Source organism: Brevibacillus sp. HB1.2, from assembly GCF_013332495.1.
GTDB classification, from domain to species: Bacteria; Bacillota; Bacilli; order Brevibacillales; family Brevibacillaceae; genus Brevibacillus; species Brevibacillus porteri.
Window position 1 is genome coordinate 22,736 of sequence record NZ_JABMIU010000025.1, and the last position, 23,152, is coordinate 45,887.

At 45.3% G+C, this 23,152-nt stretch carries 19 protein-coding genes; 12 read left to right on the plus strand and 7 right to left on the minus strand.

What is annotated here, in order from left to right:
- Nucleotides 1-41 precede the first annotated feature (41 nt).
- From HPY28_RS28905 to HPY28_RS28915, 3 genes are all read left to right on the plus strand, one after another.
- Nucleotides 42-1,232 (plus strand): HlyD family secretion protein, encoded by a 1,191-nt coding sequence (locus HPY28_RS28905; protein ID WP_173624256.1) that lies wholly within the window; start codon nucleotides 42-44, stop codon nucleotides 1,230-1,232.
- Nucleotides 1,222-2,400, plus strand: coding sequence for an ABC transporter permease (locus tag HPY28_RS28910; protein ID WP_173624257.1), 1,179 nt, complete (start codon nucleotides 1,222-1,224; stop codon nucleotides 2,398-2,400). The genes HPY28_RS28905 and HPY28_RS28910 overlap by 11 nt, the downstream gene beginning before the upstream one ends.
- 185 nt (nucleotides 2,401-2,585) lie before the next feature.
- On the plus strand, nucleotides 2,586-3,098 hold the full coding sequence (locus HPY28_RS28915; RefSeq protein ID WP_173624258.1) for a DUF3907 family protein: 513 nt from the start codon (nucleotides 2,586-2,588) through the stop codon (nucleotides 3,096-3,098).
- 30 nt (nucleotides 3,099-3,128) lie between these two features.
- Here the strand turns inward: HPY28_RS28915 and HPY28_RS28920 are convergent, their stop codons facing one another.
- A complete protein-coding gene (locus HPY28_RS28920; protein WP_017247781.1) occupies nucleotides 3,129-3,308 on the minus strand; it encodes an anti-repressor SinI family protein in 180 nt (59 codons plus the stop codon).
- Nucleotides 3,309-3,506: 198 nt separating this feature from the next.
- On the minus strand, nucleotides 3,507-3,836 hold the full coding sequence (locus HPY28_RS28925) for a helix-turn-helix domain-containing protein (protein WP_017247782.1): 330 nt from the start codon (nucleotides 3,834-3,836) through the stop codon (nucleotides 3,507-3,509).
- Nucleotides 3,837-4,454: 618 nt separating this feature from the next.
- Here HPY28_RS28925 and HPY28_RS28930 point away from each other — a divergent pair.
- From HPY28_RS28930 to HPY28_RS28965, 8 genes are all read left to right on the plus strand, one after another.
- Complete coding sequence (locus HPY28_RS28930) at nucleotides 4,455-5,297, plus strand: hypothetical protein (RefSeq protein WP_174224863.1); 843 nt, start codon at nucleotides 4,455-4,457, stop codon at nucleotides 5,295-5,297.
- A 22-nt stretch (nucleotides 5,298-5,319) separates the two neighbouring features.
- On the plus strand, nucleotides 5,320-6,723 hold the full coding sequence (locus HPY28_RS28935; protein ID WP_174224862.1) for a glycosyltransferase family 2 protein: 1,404 nt from the start codon (nucleotides 5,320-5,322) through the stop codon (nucleotides 6,721-6,723).
- Nucleotides 6,724-6,749: 26 nt separating this feature from the next.
- Nucleotides 6,750-7,562 (plus strand): response regulator transcription factor, encoded by an 813-nt coding sequence (locus HPY28_RS31025; protein ID WP_371736807.1) that lies wholly within the window; start codon nucleotides 6,750-6,752, stop codon nucleotides 7,560-7,562.
- Nucleotides 7,563-7,588: 26 nt separating this feature from the next.
- On the plus strand, nucleotides 7,589-8,950 hold the full coding sequence (locus HPY28_RS28945; protein WP_173624262.1) for a nucleotide sugar dehydrogenase: 1,362 nt from the start codon (nucleotides 7,589-7,591) through the stop codon (nucleotides 8,948-8,950).
- A 44-nt stretch (nucleotides 8,951-8,994) separates the two neighbouring features.
- Nucleotides 8,995-10,827 (plus strand): glutamine--fructose-6-phosphate transaminase (isomerizing), encoded by a 1,833-nt coding sequence (gene glmS / locus HPY28_RS28950; RefSeq protein WP_174231886.1) that lies wholly within the window; start codon nucleotides 8,995-8,997, stop codon nucleotides 10,825-10,827.
- Nucleotides 10,828-10,936: 109 nt separating this feature from the next.
- Nucleotides 10,937-11,095, plus strand: coding sequence for a YwzD family small protein (locus tag HPY28_RS28955; RefSeq protein ID WP_017247788.1), 159 nt, complete (start codon nucleotides 10,937-10,939; stop codon nucleotides 11,093-11,095).
- Nucleotides 11,096-11,117: 22 nt separating this feature from the next.
- The gene (gene glmU / locus HPY28_RS28960; protein WP_174231887.1) at nucleotides 11,118-12,494 is read left to right on the plus strand and encodes a bifunctional UDP-N-acetylglucosamine diphosphorylase/glucosamine-1-phosphate N-acetyltransferase GlmU; all 1,377 of its coding nucleotides are present in this window, start codon (nucleotides 11,118-11,120) and stop codon (nucleotides 12,492-12,494) included.
- A gap of 39 nt (nucleotides 12,495-12,533) precedes the next feature.
- On the plus strand, nucleotides 12,534-15,575 hold the full coding sequence (locus tag HPY28_RS28965) for a hypothetical protein (protein WP_174231888.1): 3,042 nt from the start codon (nucleotides 12,534-12,536) through the stop codon (nucleotides 15,573-15,575).
- Nucleotides 15,576-15,704: 129 nt separating this feature from the next.
- Here HPY28_RS28965 and HPY28_RS28970 read toward each other — a convergent pair whose 3' ends face one another.
- From HPY28_RS28970 to HPY28_RS28990, 5 genes are all read right to left on the minus strand, one after another.
- Complete coding sequence (locus tag HPY28_RS28970) at nucleotides 15,705-17,105, minus strand: S8 family peptidase (RefSeq protein WP_174231889.1); 1,401 nt, start codon at nucleotides 17,103-17,105, stop codon at nucleotides 15,705-15,707.
- An 85-nt stretch (nucleotides 17,106-17,190) separates the two neighbouring features.
- Nucleotides 17,191-17,961 carry a Cof-type HAD-IIB family hydrolase gene (locus HPY28_RS28975; protein WP_173624267.1) on the minus strand — a complete coding sequence of 257 codons (771 nt, stop codon included), beginning with the start codon at nucleotides 17,959-17,961 and terminating at the stop codon, nucleotides 17,191-17,193.
- A gap of 110 nt (nucleotides 17,962-18,071) precedes the next feature.
- Nucleotides 18,072-19,187 (minus strand): ABC transporter ATP-binding protein, encoded by a 1,116-nt coding sequence (locus HPY28_RS28980; protein WP_017247792.1) that lies wholly within the window; start codon nucleotides 19,185-19,187, stop codon nucleotides 18,072-18,074.
- 112 nt (nucleotides 19,188-19,299) lie between these two features.
- Entirely contained in the window at nucleotides 19,300-20,307 is a 1,008-nt protein-coding gene (locus HPY28_RS28985; protein WP_174231890.1) for a PucR family transcriptional regulator, read from the minus strand.
- Nucleotides 20,308-20,349: 42 nt separating this feature from the next.
- A complete protein-coding gene (locus HPY28_RS28990; protein WP_026043001.1) occupies nucleotides 20,350-21,249 on the minus strand; it encodes a metallophosphoesterase in 900 nt (299 codons plus the stop codon).
- 160 nt (nucleotides 21,250-21,409) lie between these two features.
- Between HPY28_RS28990 and acsA the strand changes: the two genes are divergently transcribed.
- The gene (acsA, locus tag HPY28_RS28995) at nucleotides 21,410-23,125 is read left to right on the plus strand and encodes an acetate--CoA ligase (RefSeq protein WP_026043002.1); all 1,716 of its coding nucleotides are present in this window, start codon (nucleotides 21,410-21,412) and stop codon (nucleotides 23,123-23,125) included.
- The last annotated feature ends 27 nt before the right edge of the window (nucleotides 23,126-23,152 follow it).

Consider the following 23,152-nt stretch of genomic DNA (forward strand, 5'->3'; position numbering starts at 1 on the left):
AAATAACGTCTAGAGAAACGTAAAACAAGAGGAGAAGACAGATGAACAAACGTGCATGGATCGGTATAGGTAGCTTTGTAGTCAGTATTGCAGTACTTGGAACCGTATTGTTTGGTTCAAATGTGAGTAGCATGGCTGGTAAGAACACAACGAAATTAGCAGGTGTAATCGAGGGAACAGAGGTAGATCTCTCTTTTAAAATGGGCGGTTCCATCGAACAGCTCTCCCTAAAAGAAGGGGACGAAGTAAAGGCAGGGCAAGTCGTTGCCACGCTAAACAGCGCAGAGATTCTCGCGAAGAAAGAGCAGGCTGAAGCTGCTTACAAGCTCTCTCTCGTCAAGCTTGATCAGGCGAAAAAAGGAGTATCCGTGACAGATAACTCCAGCAATGCTCAAGTCGACCAAGCAAAAGCAGCAGTCAGCTCGGCGCAAGCGCAGCTTGACGCGAACAAAAATGGAGCGCGTTCAGAAGAAATTACGCAGCTCAAAGCGAAATTACAAGCAGCACAAACTTCGAATCAAATTGCCGCGACGAATTTGGAACGAATGAAAAAATTAATGGCGGAGGGTGCCGTTCCACAAGTGAAAGTGGAAGAGGCGCAGATGCAAGCAGACAAGGCGCAAGCGGAGTTTAAAGCAGCAGAAGAACAGTTGAAAATGGCTCAAACTGGTTCGCGCAAAGAGCAGGTCGATGCCGCACAAGCACAACTGGATCAAGCAAAAGCTGCATACAACCAAGCTGTAGCAGGGAGAGGCCAAGTAGGCTTGAAGGAGCTGGATGTTAAATCCGCAGAAGCGAACGTCATGCAGGCAAAAGGTGCGCTGGCTGAAATGGAAGCCTATGTGAACAACACCAAGCTGTCAGCTCCAGTAGACGGTATTGTAAAAGCAGTTGCTGTTCAAAAGGGAGAGCTGGTTTCGCAAGGTTTCACCGTTTTGACGCTCCAAACGAAATCAGACAACTATGTCAAATTTTATGTGAATGAATACATGCTCGCGAATGTGAAAACAGGCGATCAAGTGAAATTGTTTGTCCCAGCTCTGAACAGAGAAGTAGACGCCAAAGTGGTTACTGTAGCTCCTGCTGCTGACTTTGCCGTAAAAAAAGCGACACAAGAACTCGGTGATCGTGACATTCGTTCCTTCCAAGTGAAGTTGTTGGTGTCCGATCCGGAATTGCGTCCAGGCCTGACAGTTGAGTGGCAACTTGAAGGAGCTGGTAATGGTGAATAGTTTCTCTCACCTGTTCTGGAGCGAATGGAAAAATCTTTTTGCAAACAAAACCATTCGTAATATTCTCTTCCTCGTTCCGCTGATTTATTTAACAATGTTCGGTTTTCTGTACAGTGAGAAAAAAGTGATGGAGATCCCTACTGTGATGGTGGATGCCGATCAAACCGAATTGAGTCGTGAGCTCTATCGCGCCTTTGAGGTCGATCATACATTTCGGATCACGTCCGTTGTAGGAACAGAAGAAGAAGCAATGAAATTGGTTGACAAGGGCGAAGCAAATATCGCCCTGATCATTCCTGCTGGATTAGAAAAGGATGTGAAGGCTGGGAGAGAGGCAGAGGTACTGACTGTTATCGACGGCAGCAACATCATGATTTCGAATACGGCAGTTCGAGCGGCGAATACTGCGATTAAATCTGTTTCAGCAGGAACCACGCTGAAGAAGATGGAAGCAATTGGCGGATGGGGAGAAAAAGGGAAAAACATGTTTACGGGTATCGACTATCGATACAGAGTGCTGTATAACCCGACCTTCAGCTATTTGTCCTTCATGGTATTCGGACTCGCAGGTACAGTGCTACAGCAAGTGCTGTTTCTTGGAATCGTATTGTCGGTTGCCCAACAAAAAGAAGAGGGTACCTGGAAGGATACACTCTCTCGCCATAGCTTCTTCGCGATCACGGCGAGCAAATTGTTGCCGTACTTTCTGGCAGGAACCCTCAACATGTTCCTAGCGTTTACATTGATGTTAAAAGGTTTCGATATCCCTTATTACGGAAGTACGTTCGACCTGATGCTACTGGCTACCATGTTTAACTTGGCGGTATTGGCTATTGGTTATGCCATCTCCTTTGTGTCCAGCAGCCAGCTCCAAGCTACTCAGATCGGGATGATGATTGCAGTACCTTCGTTTATGTTATCTGGCTATACTTGGCCACTCATGTCGATGCCGACTGGAATTGTCGCGATTGCAAAATCTTTGCCGCTGACGTATTTCTTGAATGGTGTCAGAGAGATTTTGACGAAGGGACATGGTCTGTCAGCTGTCATGAATGACTTTGTCGTTCTCGGCTTCATGACTCTCATCGGGTTGTTCGCTGCCTACCTCATTTATTTGTTGCAGATAAGGAAAATGAAGGGAAAAGTTAGTGAGCAAACGGCGGTTTAAATGGCAATTGAATAGGAAAACTTGGCTACGCTAAACCTTTGGCGTAGCCTTATTTGCGCTTATACGATGCTATCTATCATCTTGTGAAGCGGTCTGGTTGTATAAAAATAACCCTTGTGTAATAAATAATCTTTCCTTTATACTTATTATAAAAAAGGCAGATTCTTCAACATTAGGGGGACTTTATGTCAGCGACTCATCTAAAGCAATTGTGCGAGGAGACGTACACCAAGTTGAAAAAGGTCAGCATGGAAGTGGAACGTTTTTTGAATCAGGTTACTCTAGCTGGTCTCGTATCCACGTCAGGTGATCCTGAAGAATTTGAAACATATTACCGTAACTATCTTTCCGACTTGCGCCACCTTTTGGTTTACTGCGAAAATGCATACGAAAGGCTGGGAGTATCCCTCCGGCGCGCACGATTTCATGAGGAGTTTGCCGAGGAAGTATTGTATCAGGTCTACCATACCTGTATAAATAACTTCTATTATCCCAAAGGTGAGGTTTACGAAGAAGATGGGCGATTGGCCTATACGGGTCAGGACTGTATCGTTTTCCGCAAGCAGGTCACCCCTGAATTGCAGCAGTTGACCTTGTCCCTGTCCAGAGTGTTCGAACAGATGCGTAATGATTTGCAATATTACGAGTCAGACTATATCGCGAAAAAGCAGATGCAAAATGAGAAAGCACAGGTCTAATAAACCTGTGCTTTTTCTATGATTTTCTAATTAGTAAGGAACCCTGTCGGAAGTCCTATTATAATCATTTTTCTCCTGCTCTAAAGAAAGAGGAGCGTTCACGAGAAAAAAACGAATTTCCTCAATAGATATCCCCAGTTTGCGTGCAGTAAATATAAGATCAATCCATTCTTTATCCAGGGGATCTTTAGGAGATGAAGTGGTTTTCATGTTCGTTCCTCTTTACCCTCCTTTTGTAAAAAACAAATAAAATACCCAAAAAATGGTTGGAATAAAATAGAAGGTAAACAGCTTATATGAGAAATGATACTTAATTCAGTTTCAGATGTAAATCTTGTATTTGTGACTTTTGTTTTAAATTATTGCAAAAAATAAAGAGCCAGCACTATTCCAGTGCTGGCACCAATTTTATTTATCTCGATTGATTCGCCATTTATTGTACTCCAAAAACTCTCGAAACTGTTCTTTACTTACCCCGGATTTCATAGCCTCTTCGATCAGCTCATACCATTCTTCATCAACATTCTCAATGGAAGGAATCTCTTTATCCTGAAGCAATGTGTCTACCGTCACATTTAATACTAGTGCAATTTTCTCAAGAAATTGAATCGAAGGATTACGCTGAATGCCGCGCTCGATTGAGCTTAGATAAGACTTGGCGACACCAGCGCGCTCAGCTAAATCAGAAAGAGAAAGGCTTTTGTCTATTCTAAGCTGCTGGATACGCGAGCCGATCATGTCATAGCCACCCCTTTAAATCTCTTCGTTTATTATAACGGTAAAATAACTGGAACACAACTTTTTATGGGACTAGTCCTGTGTCGTTTGACTCATTTGTACAGTATAAGTTTACTGGAAATGCCAAAAAATTACTTTCCTACTAGATGAAACGATGGGTCGGTATGGCTTAGTATCTATATCTTTGATTGTTCTTTATAAGAAACGTAATGTTCGTTATTAATGTCGAGAAAATGCGAGATATTCAGACGATATTCTACAATAAAGTCGATTTTCGGCTATTTTTGGCCTATTTTTAGAGGAAATTGATATTTTACATTCCGTTGTCCGTGCAGGATACTAATCCCAAGTTGTTCTTTATACAGAACGAAAAGTAAAATTTGTTCTTTATAAAGAAAATGAGAAGGGCGAAAGAAACAAGCCGGAACTACGTTTGCACCTGCCAATTTTAAAAGCAACATGGATAGGAATGCACAGAAAAACTTACAAAAAATTGGAGAGGAGAGATCCATTCTGCAAGCTAATTTGTCTGAAGCAGTTGCGGTAATCTGTCTGTTATTTGTAATAATTATACTATTTTTTCTGGCAATCTTGGTGATTAAATCAAGGAACTTGTGGTTGGAAAGGAAAACAAACGTTTACGCGGGACAGTTTCAAGACTACTTCACCTATATCCAGTCGCACATGGACTCGCCGGAGAGACTGAACCCGCCTTACTGGCAATTAAATCGCTTGGAATTGCGCGTTCTGCAACAAAAACTCATTGAATGGATCGAATCACTTACAGGGAGCCACCAAAAGAAAATCATCGCACTTTGTGAGGATACAGGGCTCGTCAATCAAAATATCCAAAGGCTGTACAGTCGCTTCCATTGGATAAGAATTGACGCTGCCTATCATGTAGGAGCCATGCGATCTGGGGAAGCTGTACCAAGATTACTGCAATTGCTGCATACAAAAAAACTCGATCCCACCCATTTTATCATCGCGAGATCTATCTCGAAGTGTGCGAGAAATCTGGACGATGTAAGGAACATGTTATTTCTCCTCGTAAAGCATCGAAAAAGCAATTGCCATCTTGTCGTTGACATCATGAAAGAGACAGAGCTGGATTGTACTCCTTTATTGCTTGATTGTTTGCGAAGTACGGACAAGGATTTGATCAAAATTGCTTTGATTGGATGGACTGCTCCTTTAACTGCGGAGATTGCAGATTTGGTATATCGACAAATCGATTCGAGAGATAGGGAAGTACGGATCCAGGCAGTAAAGCTGCTATTCAAATATGATCCTGTATTGGCAGCCGAAGTGATTGAGTCCTTGATGAAGGCTAACGATACGGTAGTTTGTCAGGATGCTGAAATTGTTGAGATGTATACCGTGAACCAGGTGCGGTACAAAAAGCGGATGAATGAGGAAGAACAGTTGAACAAGAAAAATCGTTACGTTCATGCAGTGTAACTATAGCTGAAAGGAGACAAACATGAGGGACTTTTTGCAAGCATACGGGATCTTTGCTATTTATTACGTGATCGTTATTGAGACGCTCTATTTAACGATTCTATCCTTGTCCGTCAAAAATATATTTTCCATCATAAAAAGCTCTATGTATTCTCGCTTTCAGTCACTCTCTGGATCAGAGTATGCTCCGCAGATTTCGATTCTTGTTCCTGCTTATAACGAGGAATTGACTATTATCGAAAACGTTCGTTCCCTTCTTGCTCTGGATTATCCCAAGTACGAGGTCGTTGTTATTAATGACGGTTCAAACGACGAAACGTTGCAAGTTATGCTAAATGAATTCCAGTTGACGCGTACGGAGCATGCGAAGGGTTCCGGAGTATTGGAAACATCTAAGGTACGAGGCGTTTATTACAATCCGCAGTATCCCAATTTATATATGATTGATAAGGAAAACGGAGGAAAAGCAGATTCGCTAAACGCCGGAATTAATCTTTCCCATTATCCTTTGATTGCTTCCATCGATGCTGATTCGTTATTGGAAAAGGACGCATTGATCCGTATCGCCAAGGTATACATGGAAAACCCAGAAGAAACAGTCGCGATTGGTGGCATCGTCCGAATTGCAAACGGCTGTGAAATTGAAGATGGAATGGTAAAAAAAGTGAACCTTCCCAACAAAATTTTGCCCATGTTTCAATGTGTTGAATACTTAAAGGCATTCCTCGGGGGAAGGATCGGTTGGAGTTCGATCAACGGACTGATTATTGTGTCAGGTGCCTTTGGCGTATTTCGAAAAGATTTCGTTGTCCAAGCCGGTGGTTATCGAGGGGGATATCCCGGTGAGGACATGAACATTATCATCAAGCTGCATAAATATATGCTCGAAAAAAAACTTCCGTATCGTGTGGCTTTTTGTCCGGATGCCGTATGCTGGACGCAGGCTCCTGATACGCTGAAAATACTGGGTAGCCAGCGAAGGAGATGGGGACGTGGTAACCTAAAAAACATGCTGGAGTATGGCATTCATATAGTCGGCCGACCCAAGTATAAAGTAGTGGGATTGATTACCTTTCCCTATAACATTATCTTCGAAACTTTGAATCCTTATTTCAGGTTTACCGGTTTTTTAGCTCTGCTGGGATATACAGTCATGGACATGACCCAGTGGAGGCTCCTAGCTATCTATGCGTTGCTGAATCTCTTGTTTGGTGTGTTGCTCGGGATCGGTTCCCTTTTTATTGAAGAGCTGGCCTTCAAACGTTACACAAGAGTTCGCGATAATTTCAAAATGTTGGCATTTCTCTTCTTCATGTTTTTGGGGTATCAGCAGTTAGGAGTCATTTGGAGATTTTTGGGACATATCGAATTTATGCGTAACAACAACACATGGGGGACCATGACGAGAACAAGCTGGAAAACATAGAGAAAAGGGCATAGGAGGGAGATAGTGTGAGTCAGATTGCAAAAGCGTATTCGTTTCCTTTATTTCAAGCCTTTGAACATGTGCTTACCTTCTATGAATCGAGTCAGTTGCCGTGCGGGATTATTCTGGCTGTAACGAATGGAAGCAATGAAGAAAAGGTCCAAAATTTGAAAAAGTCTTTGGCAAAAGAAGAGGGACTTAGCGATATCCATTGTTTTTACGACAAGCAAAGCAGCACGCTGGGAATCCTGTTAGGCGATCAAATGCTTGGTAATACTCACTTTCATTCTCTTTTCATCAAGGAACATTTACAGGCCCGACATATGTTGGCAGGTCCTGTATTCATCGCAAGCTTTCCTGAACAGGGGGAATCAGCAGCACAAATCCTAAGTGGTATGGTACAGGAGATTACTGCTGGTAAGGGAATCGCTGGTGACATTCACATATATGGCGGTAAAAGATCATCTGAAACAAAGAAAAGTCTTTTGCTTGTTTCGCAAGATGAGACCGTGAATGAGTTTTTGCGCATCTATTTACAAAGAAAAGGTTACTGCATTTATTTGGCTGAAAACGGAAGAGAAGCACTGGAGCAATACCAGCGATTTTTACCAGACGCTGTCATCACCGATTTGAATTTGGCCATTGAGGACGGTTACCAGCTCATCAGCAAAATCAAGAAGAGCAATGCGGTTCCGCATAGTACGAAAATCGTGGTGTTAACCCACAAACGGTTGGAAGACGACAAGAAAAGATCATTCGAGCTAGGAGTCTCAGATTATATAGGAAAGCCATTTTCACCCGTAGACTTGGAAGCACGAGTGAGAGGTCTATTGTCTTAAACACAGAGAAAAGGGAGGAACAAAAAATGAGCTACTTCACAAAGTTGAAGCAAAAAATGGAATCAAAAACCGTAAAAGTGGGGGTAATCGGGCTAGGATATGTTGGTCTGCCCTTGGCTATGGAAATGGCAAAAAGCGGTTTCTCTGTTTATGGCATCGATTTGGACCAACGAAAGGTGGAAACTTTGCTCGAAGGCAAGTCGTATATTCAGGACGTTCCGGACGAATTGGTCCAATCAAGCCTTTCTGCTCAACGCTTCTTCCCGACCACTGATTACCGGGTGCTCAAGGAGCTGAATGCGGTCAGCATATGTGTTCCGACACCACTCAGTGAAAATCAAGACCCGGATACGTCCTTTATTAAGGGAGTCGTCCGAGAAATAATCAAATACAAAAAGAAAAACCTTTTGATCACCCTAGAAAGTACAACGTACCCAGGAACGACAGAAGAATTGATTCAATGGGAGTTCGAAAAGCTGGGCCTAACAGTCGGAAAGGATTTCTTCCTTTGCTTCTCTCCTGAGCGAGTAGATCCAGGTAATCATTCATTCAATACACATAATACGCCAAAAGTAATCGGGGGAACCACACCGAAGTGCTTAGAGCTGGGTGCCCTGCTGTATGGAAACCTAGTTACAAATGTAGTAACGGTTTCTTCACCAAAGGTAGCTGAAATGTCGAAATTATTGGAAAATACATTCCGGAGTGTAAATATTGCCTTTATCAATGAAATGGCTTTAATGTGCGACAAAATGGGGATCAATGTGTGGGAGGTTATTAAAGCGGCTTCTACCAAACCGTTTGGCTATATGCCGTTTTATCCAGGCCCTGGAATTGGCGGACATTGCATTCCTCTTGATCCGATGTATCTCTCCTGGAAAGCAAAAGGATTCCGCTTTCATAGTAAATTCATCGAACTGGCGCAATCGATTAACGACAATATGCCGGACTATGTCATCAACAAGACTGCACAAGTACTGAATCTCTATGCAAAATCGATTAAAAACTCACGAATTCTTATTTTGGGGATGGCTTACAAACCTGATATCGATGATCTTCGTGAATCTCCGGGCTTGCATATATACGAGTTGTTCCAGGAAAACGGGGCACATGTAGATTACTACGATCCGTATGCACTAAGCTTTGTGGACAAACGTGGGAATACGGTCCGTTCCATTTCATATGACGTGGATCAAATGAAAAATTACGACTGCATGGTGCTCGTGACGAATCATAAGAGCTTTGACTATCAGAAGTTTGCTGACTTGGGAGTAGCCATCATTGATACACGAAATGCTTTTGACAGCATAACGGGTCAACACATTTACAAGCTGGGGAATCCGGCAAAGATGCACGTCGAGGAAGAACGATTCGTACTTCTGGCTTAACTTGAGAAACTGGCTGAAGATTACGTAACAGGGGAGGCAATCGTATGTGCGGAATTGTTGGATACATTGGTGAGGGGCAAGCCCAAAAAATCCTGACAAATGGTTTGCAGAAGTTGGAGTACCGCGGCTATGACTCGGCTGGTGTCGCGATATTTACCGGAGAAAAAATGAAGATTTGCAAATCGAAAGGACGACTGGCCGTTTTGGAAGAGCGGCTCGACCATTCTCCGATTCAAGGTTCTTTGGGAATTGGACATACGCGATGGGCCACACACGGTCGCCCATCAGACGAAAACTCACATCCGCATGCGGATGAATCGGGAAAGTTTTCTGTTGTCCACAACGGTATTATCGAAAACTATCTGGAAATCAAACAAGATCTTTTGGATCATGGGGTCACGTTTACATCGGAGACCGATACAGAAGTCATTGCTCATCTCATTGCTGTATTATACGAAGGCGATCTCATCGCTGCGGTTCAAAATGCAGTACTTCGGATGCGAGGGGCATATGCTCTCGGCGTTGTTTGCGAGTACGAGCCAGATAAAATAGTGGCAGTCCGATTGGCAAGTCCATTAATTATCGGGGTGGGCAAAGGAGAAAACTTCATTGGCTCGGATATCTCAGCCGTTCTTGAGCACACGCGTGATATTGTTATTTTGGAAGATGGGGAAATGGCAGTTCTTAAAAAAGACAGCGTTTCTCTCATGAAAGTGGAAACAAGCGAACCGCTTCAACGTGATTTATTCCGTGTAGATTGGAATGTGGAACAGACGGAGAAGGATGGTTTTGAACACTTCATGCTAAAAGAAATTTACGAACAGCCAAATGCATTCCGAAATACCCTGGTCAACCGGATTGACGAGGACGGAAAGCGTATTGTTTTGAAAGATTTACAATTGCAGCCAGAACAAATCAAAGGCTTTGAGAAAATATTCATCGTAGCGTGCGGTACCGCCTATCATGCAGGGCTGATTGGCAAGCATGTGATTGAAGAATTGGCAAGGATACCGGTAGAGGTCGATGTCGCTTCAGAATTCAGATATCGACGCCCTATATTATCTGAAAAAACGCTGGTCATCGTCGTGAGTCAGTCGGGTGAAACGGCTGATACACTCGCAGCCTTGCGGGAAGGTCAGCGACTAGGAGCAAAGGTTTTGGCTATTACTAATGTTCAGGGCAGCTCTATTGCCCGTGAAGCTGATCATGTGCTTGCTACCTTTGCTGGACCGGAAATTGCTGTCGCTTCAACGAAGGCGTACACCTCACAGGCAATTGTTTTCTATCTGCTCGGATTGTATCTGTCTCAAGTGAAGGGGACTCTTGCGGAAAACGAGAGAGAATTCATGATTGCCCATCTGAGACAGTTGCCGGAACAGGCTGAAAAGGCACTCCTGCATGCGGATGAGATTCGTGTTTATGCCGAATCCATAAGAAATCACACCAGCCTGTTCTTTATCGGTCGAGGCATTGATTATGCTGTGGCACTGGAAGGGTCCCTAAAGCTGAAGGAAATTTCCTACCTTCACTCAGAGGCATACGCTGCGGGGGAATTGAAGCATGGTACGCTGGCTTTGATTGAAGAAGGTACTCCTGTCATTGCCTTGGTGACACAAAAAGAGCTGGAAGAAAAAATGGTTAGCAATATCACAGAAGTCAAAGCACGAGGTGGGAATGTGTTAGCGATCACGCTGGAAGGGAATGTCGAGCTGCACAGAAATGTAGATGACGTATGCTTTGTGCCTGCTACCTTGCCAGTGTTTACCCCCATTTTGTCCGTTATTCCGCTGCAATTGATCTCGTATTACACTTCACTGGCATTAGGCAATGATGTTGACAAACCACGGAATCTTGCCAAAAGTGTAACCGTTGAATAAGCAAAAATGATTTGGAAGAATCCCGAACCGTCTGCTTATAGAGGTCGGGATTCTTTCCACATTTCGACTTGTTGGATTTACATTCATTCCGTAAGGGGCTGAAGTGTCCATGATGGATTCCACTGACCAAATTCTTGATCAAAAAACATTGATAGAGATCATGATTCAAGTTTACGAGAAAGGTCAACAGACAACAACAATGGGAACGCGAGAGATTGTCCAGGATCTTGTTAACAGAGTAAAGCCGTACTTCAATGAAGGCAAATAAGAGGATAGGATGGGAGGATCATATGAGTAGTCGTTATGCAATCGTATTGGCAGCGGGAAAAGGAACACGCATGAAATCTACGCGTTGCAAAGTGCTCCATGAGGTTTGTGGAAAATCGATGATTCAGCATATTGTCGACCGATTACATGCTCTTGGAATCCACGAGATTATTTTGGTTGTCGGTCATGGAGCCGAGCAAGTAGAAAAGCAGATCGGTGCTTCGGTGCGCTATGCATACCAGCAGGAGCAATTAGGAACTGCCCACGCAGTGTTGATGGCGGCTGACCTGTTGCATAACAAACAGGGGACAACGATCGTGTTGAGCGGAGATACGCCATTGGTGAGGGAGAAAACGCTGGTGCAACTGCTTGAGCAGCATGAAACCCAACAAGCAGCCGCAACTGTATTAACTGCACGAGTAGACGACCCGGTAGGATATGGACGATTGATCCGCGACGCAAAGGGCTTTGTGAAACGGATTGTGGAGCACAAGGATGCAACGGCAGAAGAACGGCAAGTGTGCGAGATCAATACAGGCATGTATTGTTTCGACAACCAGAAGCTGTTTCAAGCTCTTTCCCGTGTGAAAAATGATAACGCTCAGAAAGAGTATTATTTGCCTGATGTTTTAAGCGTTTTAAAGGAGCAAAACGAACGGATTGCCGCTTACATGACCGATGATGCGGCAGAGGGGGGCGGCGTAAATGACAGAATCCAGTTAGCTGCTGCCGAGAGAGTGCTCCGTATGCGAATCAATGAGCATCATATGCAAAACGGGGTGACGATCATTGATCCAGCCACTACCTATATTGATGTAGATGTGAGTATCGGACCTGATACGGTTCTTCATCCGGGAACGTACCTCCGGGGGAAAACAATAATTGGACCCGCTTGTGTCATCGGACCGAATGCAGACTTAAGTGATTGCGTGGTAGGAGGTAAGGTAGAACTTCGTTACTCGAATGCATGTAATAGCACGATTCGTGACGGTGCAACGGTTGGCCCTTATGCCTATATTCGTCCAGGGTCAGATGTAGGTGAGGAGGCGAAGGTCGGAGATTTTGTGGAACTGAAAAATTCGCGTCTCGGGAAAGGTGCAAAGGTTGCTCACCTCTCGTATATTGGTGATTCTGATATTGGTGAACATGTAAACGTAGGGTGCGGTACAATCACTGTCAACTATGATGGCGTCCGCAAGCATAAAACGATCGTTGGCGATCACGCCTTTATTGGTTGCAATGCCAATTTGATAGCTCCAGTTACCATCGGGGAGGGTGCTTATGTAGCCGCAGGCTCTACGATCACAGATGATGTTCCGAACGACGCTTTGGCCATCGCCAGAGAACGCCAAAGCATCAAAGAGCAGTATGCCAAACGGTTGATGGCAACCCGAACATAATCGCAGTCAGTAGGAGGATGTCTTATTTTTACAGACAGCATGGAACCAGAACAGAATCGATCAAACACAAAAAAGCTACTGCTTGGTTTTTTGATCATCATCATACCAGTGATCGCAATCATCGCTTATTTGTATAGGACTCCGCCGATCATCGCAACCTGGATTTGGAATACGCAGCTTATTGTTACAGAAAGAGAAGAAATCATTGCATTTGCCAAGGAACATGGCGTCAATCTCATTTATTTGCATATTGACCAAGAAAATGTTGCCCATCAAGATTATCGTTCCTTTATTAAGGAAGCAAATGCATCTGGAATTGGCGTGGATGCTCTTGCAGGAGATCCGGTATGGTCTCTCGTTTCCAATCGAAAAAGTATTACCACCTTTTTTGATTGGGTTCAGACCTATAATAAATCAGCAGGAGAAGGTGAAAGATTTAGCGGCCTCCATCTCGATATTGAACCTCACGTACTACCCGAATGGAATGAGAACAAGGAAGTAATCAAAAACGAATGGGTAGCCAATATCGAGTACTTGTCCGCGGAAATCAAAAAGGACCAGGCTTTGGAGCTAAGTGTCGATATCCCGTTTTGGATGTACGAGCTGTCGCTGGCAGATAAATCGGAAACTGTCAGCAAATGGCTGGTCAGCACGCTAGATCATGTAACGTTAATGGCCTATCGCGACAGGGTAGAGGGACCGAACGGGGTATTGGAAATTGTAAATCCGATCATGAACGAGACTAACGATCAAAAAAACAAAGTGGTCGTAGGCCTTAACCTGCTGCAAAGCGCAGAGGGAGAAAACACAACCTTTTATGAGGAAGGGCATGGCGGATTGGAGGAGCAACTGGCCGTTCTCGAAGATAACCTCGAAGAATTTGGAGGCTACGCCGGATACGCCATCCATGATTACGAGAAGTGGAGGGAACTGGTCAAAAAAAGCGAAGCACAAATGGAAGCAAGCAAAGCGTCAAAACCGATGCCTGTATTTGAAGGTGAAGGCAAGAAGCTAGTTGCCAAAGTAGACGGTGGGGATATTGCTCTCTATACCGGGCAAGGCTGGGAACCCGTGTTTTGGGCGGGAATCAATCTGGGTGCAACGACACCAGGGCACTATCCTGGAGAGCTCTCCCCGACCCGCGAAGATTACTTGCGCTGGTTTTCGCAGATGAAGGAAATGAATAACAAAGTCGTCCGCATTTATACGATTCTACCTCCGATTTTTTATGAGGCTTTACACGAATTCAACCAAAAACAGGAAGAGCCGCTGCTCTTGCTGCAAGGAATCTGGTCGCCGGATGAAGCACTGGCGGGTGAAGATCGAAAAGGACGGGATGCATTTACTCCCGAGATAACCAACGATTTTCGCCAAGAGATAAAAGACGCTGTACAAGTAGTCCATGGAGACGTGACTCTCCCAGAGCGGTACGGTCGTGCAAGCGGTGAATACCGAACAGATGTGTCGGAATACTTGGTAGGATGGATACTCGGTACAGAGTGGCATCCGTATACGGTACAGGTGACGAATGCCTCTCATCTGGACAAGCCTCCTTACCAGGGAAAATATATCATGGCAACGGAAAAAGCGTCTCCTTTTGAAAGCTGGCTTGCCTTCATGCTAGATGATTTGGCTGAGGAAGAGATGAAATACGGCTGGCAGCATCCAGTATCGTTCACAAACTGGCTGACGACTGATCCTCTGTCGCATCCCAATGAGCCGCTGCCGCAAGAGGATATGGTCTCGATCGACCCGATGAATCTGAAAGCATCGGCGGAATGGACAGCCGGTTACTTTGCCGCTTATCATGTCTATCCGTATTACCCAGACTTTTTGCGATATGAGGAAAAGTACCAAAAGTACCGAGATTCCAGCGGCAAGATAGACCCGTATGCCGGATACTTGCGTGATCTGCGTGCCCACCATAAAGGAATCCCGTTGTTGGTTGCCGAATATGGCGTACCTAGCTCACGGGGAATGACTCATTATGGGCCTGCTGGACGGAACCAAGGAATGCATACGGAACAAGAGCAAGGCGAGATGAACGCCGATATGCTGCGCAATATTTATGAAGAAGGTTATGATGGCGCACTTTTATTCGCATGGCAGGATGAATGGTTCAAATTTACCTGGAATACGATTGACCTGGAGCTGCCTTGGGAGAGGAGGGCGATGTGGAACAATCCGTTGACGAACGAGGAAAAATTCGGCGTCATCGCGGTGGAACCGGGTAATTACGCCTCTGACCAGATCATCCTAGATGGGAAAACAGCAGATTGGGAAAAAAGACTTCAGCGAGTCAAACGTGCTTATCCGGGATTTGATCTATCTGTTTCACACGATGAAGCGTATTTGTTTCTCATGCTAAAGAAGAGCGAAGGAGATTGGGATTTCTCAAAGGACAGGGTGGACATTGGCTTTGATACGCTAAGTGGTGGGAGTCGAACTGCTGATAAAGCACCAGGTATTACATTTTCCCAAGAAATCGAATTTTTGTTGCGAATGCAAGGGGACAGCAATTCTCGCATTTTTGTCAACAGCGCCTATGATCAGCATAGTTGGCTATATGGGTACATCAAGGGAATGCTGCCTTGGGACGAGCGATATGATCAAGCAGATAGGGGCATATTCTTGCCATGGAAGCTGGCACTCAACAAAGCATTGTATTTACCGGAAACCAAGAAAACAGTACCTTTCGAAGAGCTGGAAGTGGGCATCATGAAGCCAGGGATTTCTGATCCGCAAGATCCGGCGTACAACTCACTGGCAGATTGGTATGCAAAGGGCAATGTTTTGGAAATACGCATTCCTTGGATGCTTTTGGGTTATACTGACCCGAGCAGCAAACAGGTTTGGAAATATCCGTATGAGGCGAATGGAATCGTACCAACCGAAAGTAAAGGTGTTGGAGTGGAAGTATTTGCACATTCCAATCAGAAGCCATTCTCGCGGGAAGCTTCCAAGCCACTCTTGTACCAATGGGACAAATGGGATCTGCCAACGTACCATGAACGAAAAAAGCAAAGCTTTGAGATTCTGCGCAAAGCCTATGAAGCATATGATACGCCAAAGTTTGACTGAGTAACAAAAAAAGGTGGTCAACAGCCACCTTTTTTCTATTCGAACTGCACCGAAAATAAATATAAAAAAAGGCGTACAAACCTTGGATGGGTAAGTACGCTTTTTAGTTTACTGAAGTTATTACTGAACTTATTGCCCACCAAAGCGCAGTCGTTGAAAGAATTTATTAAGCAAGCCGCCGATTGTTTTCGGAGGTTGTTCTGTTTTGACTTGCTCGACCGGCTGGGCTTGGCGAAGGGCCTGGTTCACATTGATCATACCGTACCCGTATAACTGATCGTGCCCAGGAGCACCGAGGTCAGTCGAAGATTGTCTAATGAGATTCATCACATCTTTGGAATTCATATTGGGATGAATGGAACGGATGAGCGAAGCGAGTGCAGCGACATGAGGGCACGCCATCGAAGTACCTGATAGCGAGGCATAGTCGCTAGAAATGTACGTGCTCGGAATATCGACCCCAGGAGCAGATACATCCACATAATCACCAAAGTTGGAAAAATCAGCGCGTTCTTTACGATGATCGACAGCGGCAACGGCGAGAACTTCATCATAGGCAGCAGGAAAGCTAGGCTGATCACTCGCATCGTTTCCGGAAGCCGCGACTAACACGACATTTTTATCAAAGGCATAGCGACAAGCTTCCCGCAGAGCAGCAGAGGAGGTGTAGTTGCCTACACTCAAGTTGATGACATCCGCTCCGTTATCAGTCGCCCAATAAATGCCTTGTGCGATGTCCACGGCTGATCCCGAACCGTCTGCGCCAATGGCTTTGATCGGCATGAGCTTGCTTTTCCAGGACATCCCGGCTATACCATCTGCGTTGTTCGTTTTCGCGGCAATGACGCCCGAAACGTGGGTTCCATGACCATTATCATCCTCAGGTTTGTTACTTCCATCCAAAACGTTGTAGCCTTTGACTAGCTTACCAGCAAATTCTGGATGCTTCATATCCACACCTGTATCGACGACTGCAACGATGACATCACTGCTGCCTTCGCTAACGTCCCAACTTTGCTCCATGCCAATCAGAGGAAGGTTCCACTGGTATTCTTTGTAATACGTATCGTTTGGTTTCACGTTCGGGAGTAAGAGGTAATTTGGCTCGGCAAATACGGAGTCAGGATGTTCAGCCAGTTTTTTCATGAGCTGCTTGGTAGTCATGCTCTTTGATTTGATAATGAGAAATTTGTCAAAATCACGTTTGATCTTGGCATCTAAAGAAGAAACGAGCTGATCAATTTTTTCTTGCTCGGGGCGTGGTGAAAAGCGCACGACGACTTCATTTTCTACATAATGACTGCGATCACGCTGGTTATGATGAAGCGTTTGAATATGGCTTTTTTTCTCCAGGTCACGACGAATGTCTTTCACCTGTTCAATGTAGTTAATACGAGGAATTCTCGATTGAACCGATGTCACGCGGGGATGAGGTTCGCGCATTTCTTGTTCTGCATTCTGATTCATCCGATACGGGACAACTACGAGACCGACCAAGGCAACAACGGCAACAAAAGGCCAGACGCGCAAAAAAACTCACTCCCTCCAGTGCTGTTGTCTATAGCGTGCACATGAAGGGAGTGATTATGAAGGAAATAGCTTACAGTTAACGTGTCTAGATTAAACCAAGCTTTGCTAAGCCATGTTGGATGCCACTATCGTTTACGTGGCGCGTAATCATATTGGCGAACGGCTTCAGCTCTTCATGAGCATTACCCATCGCTACCCCCATGCCAACATAGGAGAGCATCTCTTTGTCGTTCAATCCGTCTCCAAACGCAACAGCATCCGCAGGAGTTAGTCCCAAATGTTTTAAGACGGCTTCAATTCCTTTTGCCTTGGAGCCATTTGGGGGCAAAATATCCATGCAGTGTTCATGCCAACGAATGTAAGAGACGTCATGGAATTCACCCGTATATCTCGATTCATCAGCGCCACAGTAAAGAAATGCTTGATAAATCGGCGTTTGCTCCCAATAGCGATGGCGATATGCCGGGGATTCCAGTCGCAACCAATCAAAAGACTCGATGATATGTGGGTGGTCCATGGCATTGGCATAGCAGTGATCTGCGCTCAAAAATACCATGGGATGGGAATGACCCTCAGCCATTTGTTCGAGCTTTGCCAATGTATCTGTAGCAATTGGCGTGTGATGGATGATCTTCCCTTCGCTCTTCACATACGACCCGTTAAAGCCCACGAATGTCTCAATGCCAAGCTGTTCAGCGATTGGCATCAAATGATAAGGAGCTCGGCCGGTTGCGATCGCGACATGGACACCGTTTTGTTTTAATGTTTGTACGGCGTCCACCGTTGTTTGTGGAATGATGTGATCGGTGTTCAGTAAGGTTCCGTCAATGTCAAAAAAGACGATTTGATAAGCCACTTCTTATCCGCTCCTCTCCACGCTACCTCTAGTTGTTCTCTCTATAAAAGGTTTTGCACAAAAAAATAGGAAAAGGAATGCCGGATGGGACACTCCTTCTCATATCGCTATTAGAATACAGCTACTTCTGTCTCGCTGTCAAACACATGACATTTGGCAAGATCCATCGCTAGTTTTACCTTCATCTTTGGTTTTAGCGCTTCACGAGAATCCACGCGCGCTACCATCTGGGTATCCCCGATATTGTGGAAATAGACGTACAATTCGGAACCCATGTTTTCTACGACTTCAACTTCTGCTTCCAGCGAGCTCTCAAATGGATTTGCTTCCATAAAAGAAGCGTCGCTGTAAATGTCCTCAGGGCGAATACCAAAAATAACCTGCTTGTTAACATAACCTTTTTCCCGTAAAGTCTTTGCTTTATCTTCTGGGAAGCGTACATGAATATTTTGCGCATCAAAATAGAGTGCGCCGTCTTTCTCGGAAAGATTCCCTTTCACAAAGTTCATCGCAGGCGAGCCAATGAAGCTCGCTACAAACAGATTGACTGGATGATTGTAGATTTCAGTCGGGGTTGCCACTTGTTGGATAAGGCCGTCCTTCATGACGACGATCCGGTCTCCCATGGTCATGGCTTCTGTTTGATCGTGCGTCACATAAATGATCGTGGTATTCAAGCGTTGATGCAGTTTCAAAATTTCCGTGCGCATTTGTACACGCAGCTTCGCATCGAGGTTGGACAACGGTTCATCCATCAAAAATACTTGCGGTTCCCGTACGATCGCGCGACCCAATGCGACACGCTGTCTTTGTCCCCCTGACAGCGCTTTTGGCTTGCGGTCTAGCAAATGCGAAATATCGAGGATTCGAGCTGCATCTTGAATTCGCTTATCAATATCGGATTTGGAGAATTTGCGCAATTTCAGGCCGAAAGCCATATTCTCGTATACATTCATATGCGGATAGAGTGCATAGCTTTGAAAAACCATGGCGATGTCGCGATCTTTGGGAGCCACATCGTTGACACGGCGATCGCCTATGTATAAATCACCTTCCGAAATCTCTTCCAGACCTGCAATCATGCGCAGCGTGGTAGATTTTCCACAACCAGATGGTCCGACTAGAACGAGGAATTCGCGATCTTGAATTTCCAAGTGAAAATCGTCAACTGCCGTAACGTTGTTTCCATATCGTTTATAAATGTGGGAAAGACTTACCTTTGCCATGAAAAAGGCACCTCCTCGGGTTTGTGAAGAGAGCAAATTCTTTGATGACTGTAAGGATAGGGTACCAATTCACTTGCAAGCTGGATACGGACAGTATATACAAAATGTTTTGTTAATTTTGACGAAAGAGAAGGTAGAGCTGAAGCATGACGGCATCAGGAAACAATCGCGGGTCTAATCCGGTTTGTTCCGTCAGCTTGTCCAATCGATACAACAGGGTATTCCGGTGAAGGAAAAGCTGCCGTGCTGTATCGCTTACATTCAATTGTCTGGCGAACAACGTATCTAATGTTTCCAATTGTTCATCTGTCATGTGCGGAATGGTTATGGCAGCGGCCAGCTCGTTGGCGATAGCGGCTGCTATTTCTTTTGGGAGAGAAGCTGCCCATCGTTCTAACGGATAAGACCAGTCCCCAGCGACCATCATTTGTGGTCGATAGGATTGAAGGGCACGGGCGAGTGATAATTGCCGTAAAAGAGTGTCGCCCAATGCAAGTGGACTCGTGAGTGGCGATCCGACAACAAGGCGAACGGACTCCATCCATTCCATCGAAATCAGATCATAGAGGCCAGATGCCCACTCCAAAAGCTCTGAAGCCATTTTTTGATGATCGAGCATGGAGACAGGGACGATGAGAAGGGCATGTGTTTGCGTCAACGGAATGAAATCAGGTAATCCTTCAAAAAAATCATGCAACAAGGGCTGCAAGGAATCCCATTCTCCCTTGCGATCCGGTCTGCATCGCTCTAATAAAAAGGAGACGCGCGCTTCTTTCCACGGCCATTTTGCTTCCAGTTGAGCAGGGATTGCAACAGGAGAGCCAGAGACAATGCCCAAGAGCCAATTGGATATCTGTTTTGGGAGGGGAAGCGTTGCTGGATCATCCACATGAGGAAAAATCAGATCCAACAACGCTCGGGCTGAAGTATGCCATGATGCCGTTTCGATAAGGATCAATGTCATCACACCGTTACTCGAATGGAGGGCTACTTGCTCCCAGCCATTTTTTAGCCAATCCTGCTGGGCTTGTGCTGTTTCTATTTGTGAGACTTGTACATATTCGATAGGTAAATTTGTCGCTTGTCGGATGTGCTCGACATCTCTCTTCCATTTTTCCACAAGGTGACCCCCATCTCGACACGAAAGTAAGGCTATTATACCTTAGTCGAGGGCGAGCGTGGCAGCTGTTTCTTGTAGAGCAACAGCTGGAGCGGCCATCTCGTTGAATGGAGCATCACTGCCCAATACATGCAACGTAATCTCGGGACGGGAACGCAGACGGATGTTTGCCCCTGTTTGCCCCAGGCCCTCACTGATGTAAAAGGGTCGACCATCCATCTCGTGAAGACCTTTCACGATATTCAGCTTAGGCAGTTTCCCCATCGTTGCGAGATGAAAGGGGCGAGGCCAATGGATCTGTCCTCCGTGAAAATGCCCTGACAACAAATAATCGTAAGCATACTCTTTCATGTGCAAAACGATATTAGGATCATGTGTTAAGACGAGCCTTGCTCCTGTCTCGGGTACACCGAAGAAAGACTTGGCCAGGTTGCTATGGCGCGTGCTGAAATCATCCACACCTATAATGTGCAGGGGCTGCCCCTTGTGATAGACAGTTTCATTTTCGTTAATAAGAACACGACAGCCAATACGTTCTAACTCTGATTTCAACTGTGCGAGCTTGAAAGGGGTAAGAACATAGTCGTGATTGCCAAAAACTACAAAAATTCCGAGTGCTGGCTGTAATTGCTGGAGGCATTGTACAAAAGCAACTGCCTTCGGAATGTTTATTTCACGGTCAAGCAAGTCACCAGTAATGGCAATCAGGTCTACCTGTCGCTGCGAAAAGTCAGCGACAATGCGCTGGGGCAGTACAGATAAGTTTTCCATGTGCAAATCAGACAAATGTAAGATGGAAACCGGCTCAAACTCATGCGGTTGTTGAAGGTGCCGGGATTTTTGTAAGGGTATCGCTACTTCTTTTATTTGAACATCAAATGTATTGCGATAGGCTCGAAAAAGCAACAAGGCGATAGCCCCAAGTAACATAAGCCAGAACATCATGGACAGCCATCTCCTTTGCAGTAGAGTACCGTCATTATACAAGAAAATGTTCGCAATCGAATAAGTAGGTTCTGGTAGGAGGAATTACTCGAAAAGTGTAGAAATATTATGAATGTTGTGTAGTGAGAAAAACGATGTTGAGTGGGAGAGTGAAGACATGAACGTGGAGAAAATTCCAGCAACGGAAGGCCCTTTTAATCTGGAAAATTATGACGAAACATATGCGAGTTTTGATTGGTCGGATGTGGAGAAGCAATTCTCTTGGTATGAGACTGGGAAAGTGAACATGGTGTACGAAGCCATTGATCGACATCTCGCTACTGATCGGAAAGACAAAATCGCTTTGATGTACAGTAATGCGACGAGAGACGAGACTTATACTTTCGCGCAATTAAGCGAGTTATCCAATAAATTCGGAAATGTTTTGCGGAATCTGGGCATTGCGAAAGGGGACCGCGTATTCGTCTTTATGCCGCGTTCGCCCGAGCTTTATGTAAGCGTTTTAGGCACGATTAAGGTTGGCGCAATCGTAGGTCCGCTGTTTGAAGCGTTCATGGAAGCGGCTGTGCGTGATCGTTTGGAAAATAGCGAAGCCGTTGCGATTGTTACGACACCTGCACTCTTGCCACGCATTCCAGTAAGCGACCTGCCTGCATTAAAACACGTGATTGTTGTAGGGGCAGAAGAGGAGCTAAAAGAAGGTCACATCAGCTTTGAAAAAGCAATGGAAGAAGCCTCCACCGAGCTGGAAATCGAATGGGTGGATCGTGAGGATGGAATGATCCTGCATTACACCTCAGGCTCAACGGGCAAGCCAAAGGGTGTTCTGCATGTTCACAATGCCATGATCCAGCACTACCAAACTGGGAAATGGATTCTCGACTTGCAAGAGGATGATATTTATTGGTGCACAGCAGACCCAGGCTGGGTAACGGGTACTTCTTACGGCATTTTTTCACCTTGGTTGAATGGAGCAACGATTGTCGTACGTGGCGGACGTTTTACTCCCGAAGACTGGTATAAAGTCATTGAGAAAAACAAAGTATCCATTTGGTTCAGTGCTCCGACTACGTTCCGCATGTTCATGGGGGCAGGGGATGAACTCGTCAAGCAATTTGACTTATCCAGTCTGCGTCACGTCCTGAGCGTTGGCGAACCACTCAATCCTGAAGTCGTTCACTGGGGTATGCGCGTATTCAATCAACGCATTCACGACAACTGGTGGATGACGGAAACAGGTGCGCAGCTGATTTCTAACTATCGCTGTATGGCGATCAAGCCTGGATCGATGGGTAAGCCGTTCCCAGGTATTTATGCAGCGATTATTGACGACCGTGGAAATGAGCTGCCACCGAATCGAATGGGGAATCTGGCTATCCGTACAGGTTGGCCATCCATGATGAGACAAATCTGGAACAACCCAGCGAAGTACGAAGAATACTTCAGCATCCCAGGCTGGTACGTGTCCGGGGATTCTGCATACAAGGATGAAGAAGGTTACTTCTGGTTCCAAGGCCGTATTGATGATGTGATCAATACTTCCGGTGAGCGAGTCGGTCCGTTTGAAGTAGAGAGCAAGCTCGTGGAGCATCCAGCAGTAGCGGAAGCAGGCGTCATTGGCAAACCAGATCCGGTACGTGGTGAGATTATCAAAGCGTTCATCTCGCTGCGAGCTGGCTATGAGCCAAGTGAAGCGTTGATGGATGAAATTCGCAAGTTTGTGAAAGAGGGGCTGGCTGCACATGCTGCTCCTCGTGAAATCGAATTCCGCGACAAGTTGCCAAAAACGCGTTCCGGAAAAATCATGCGCCGCGTCTTGAAAGCATGGGAATTAGGTCTACCGACGGGTGACCTGTCTACCATGGAAGATTAATCACAAGAAAAACCATCTCTCGAAAAT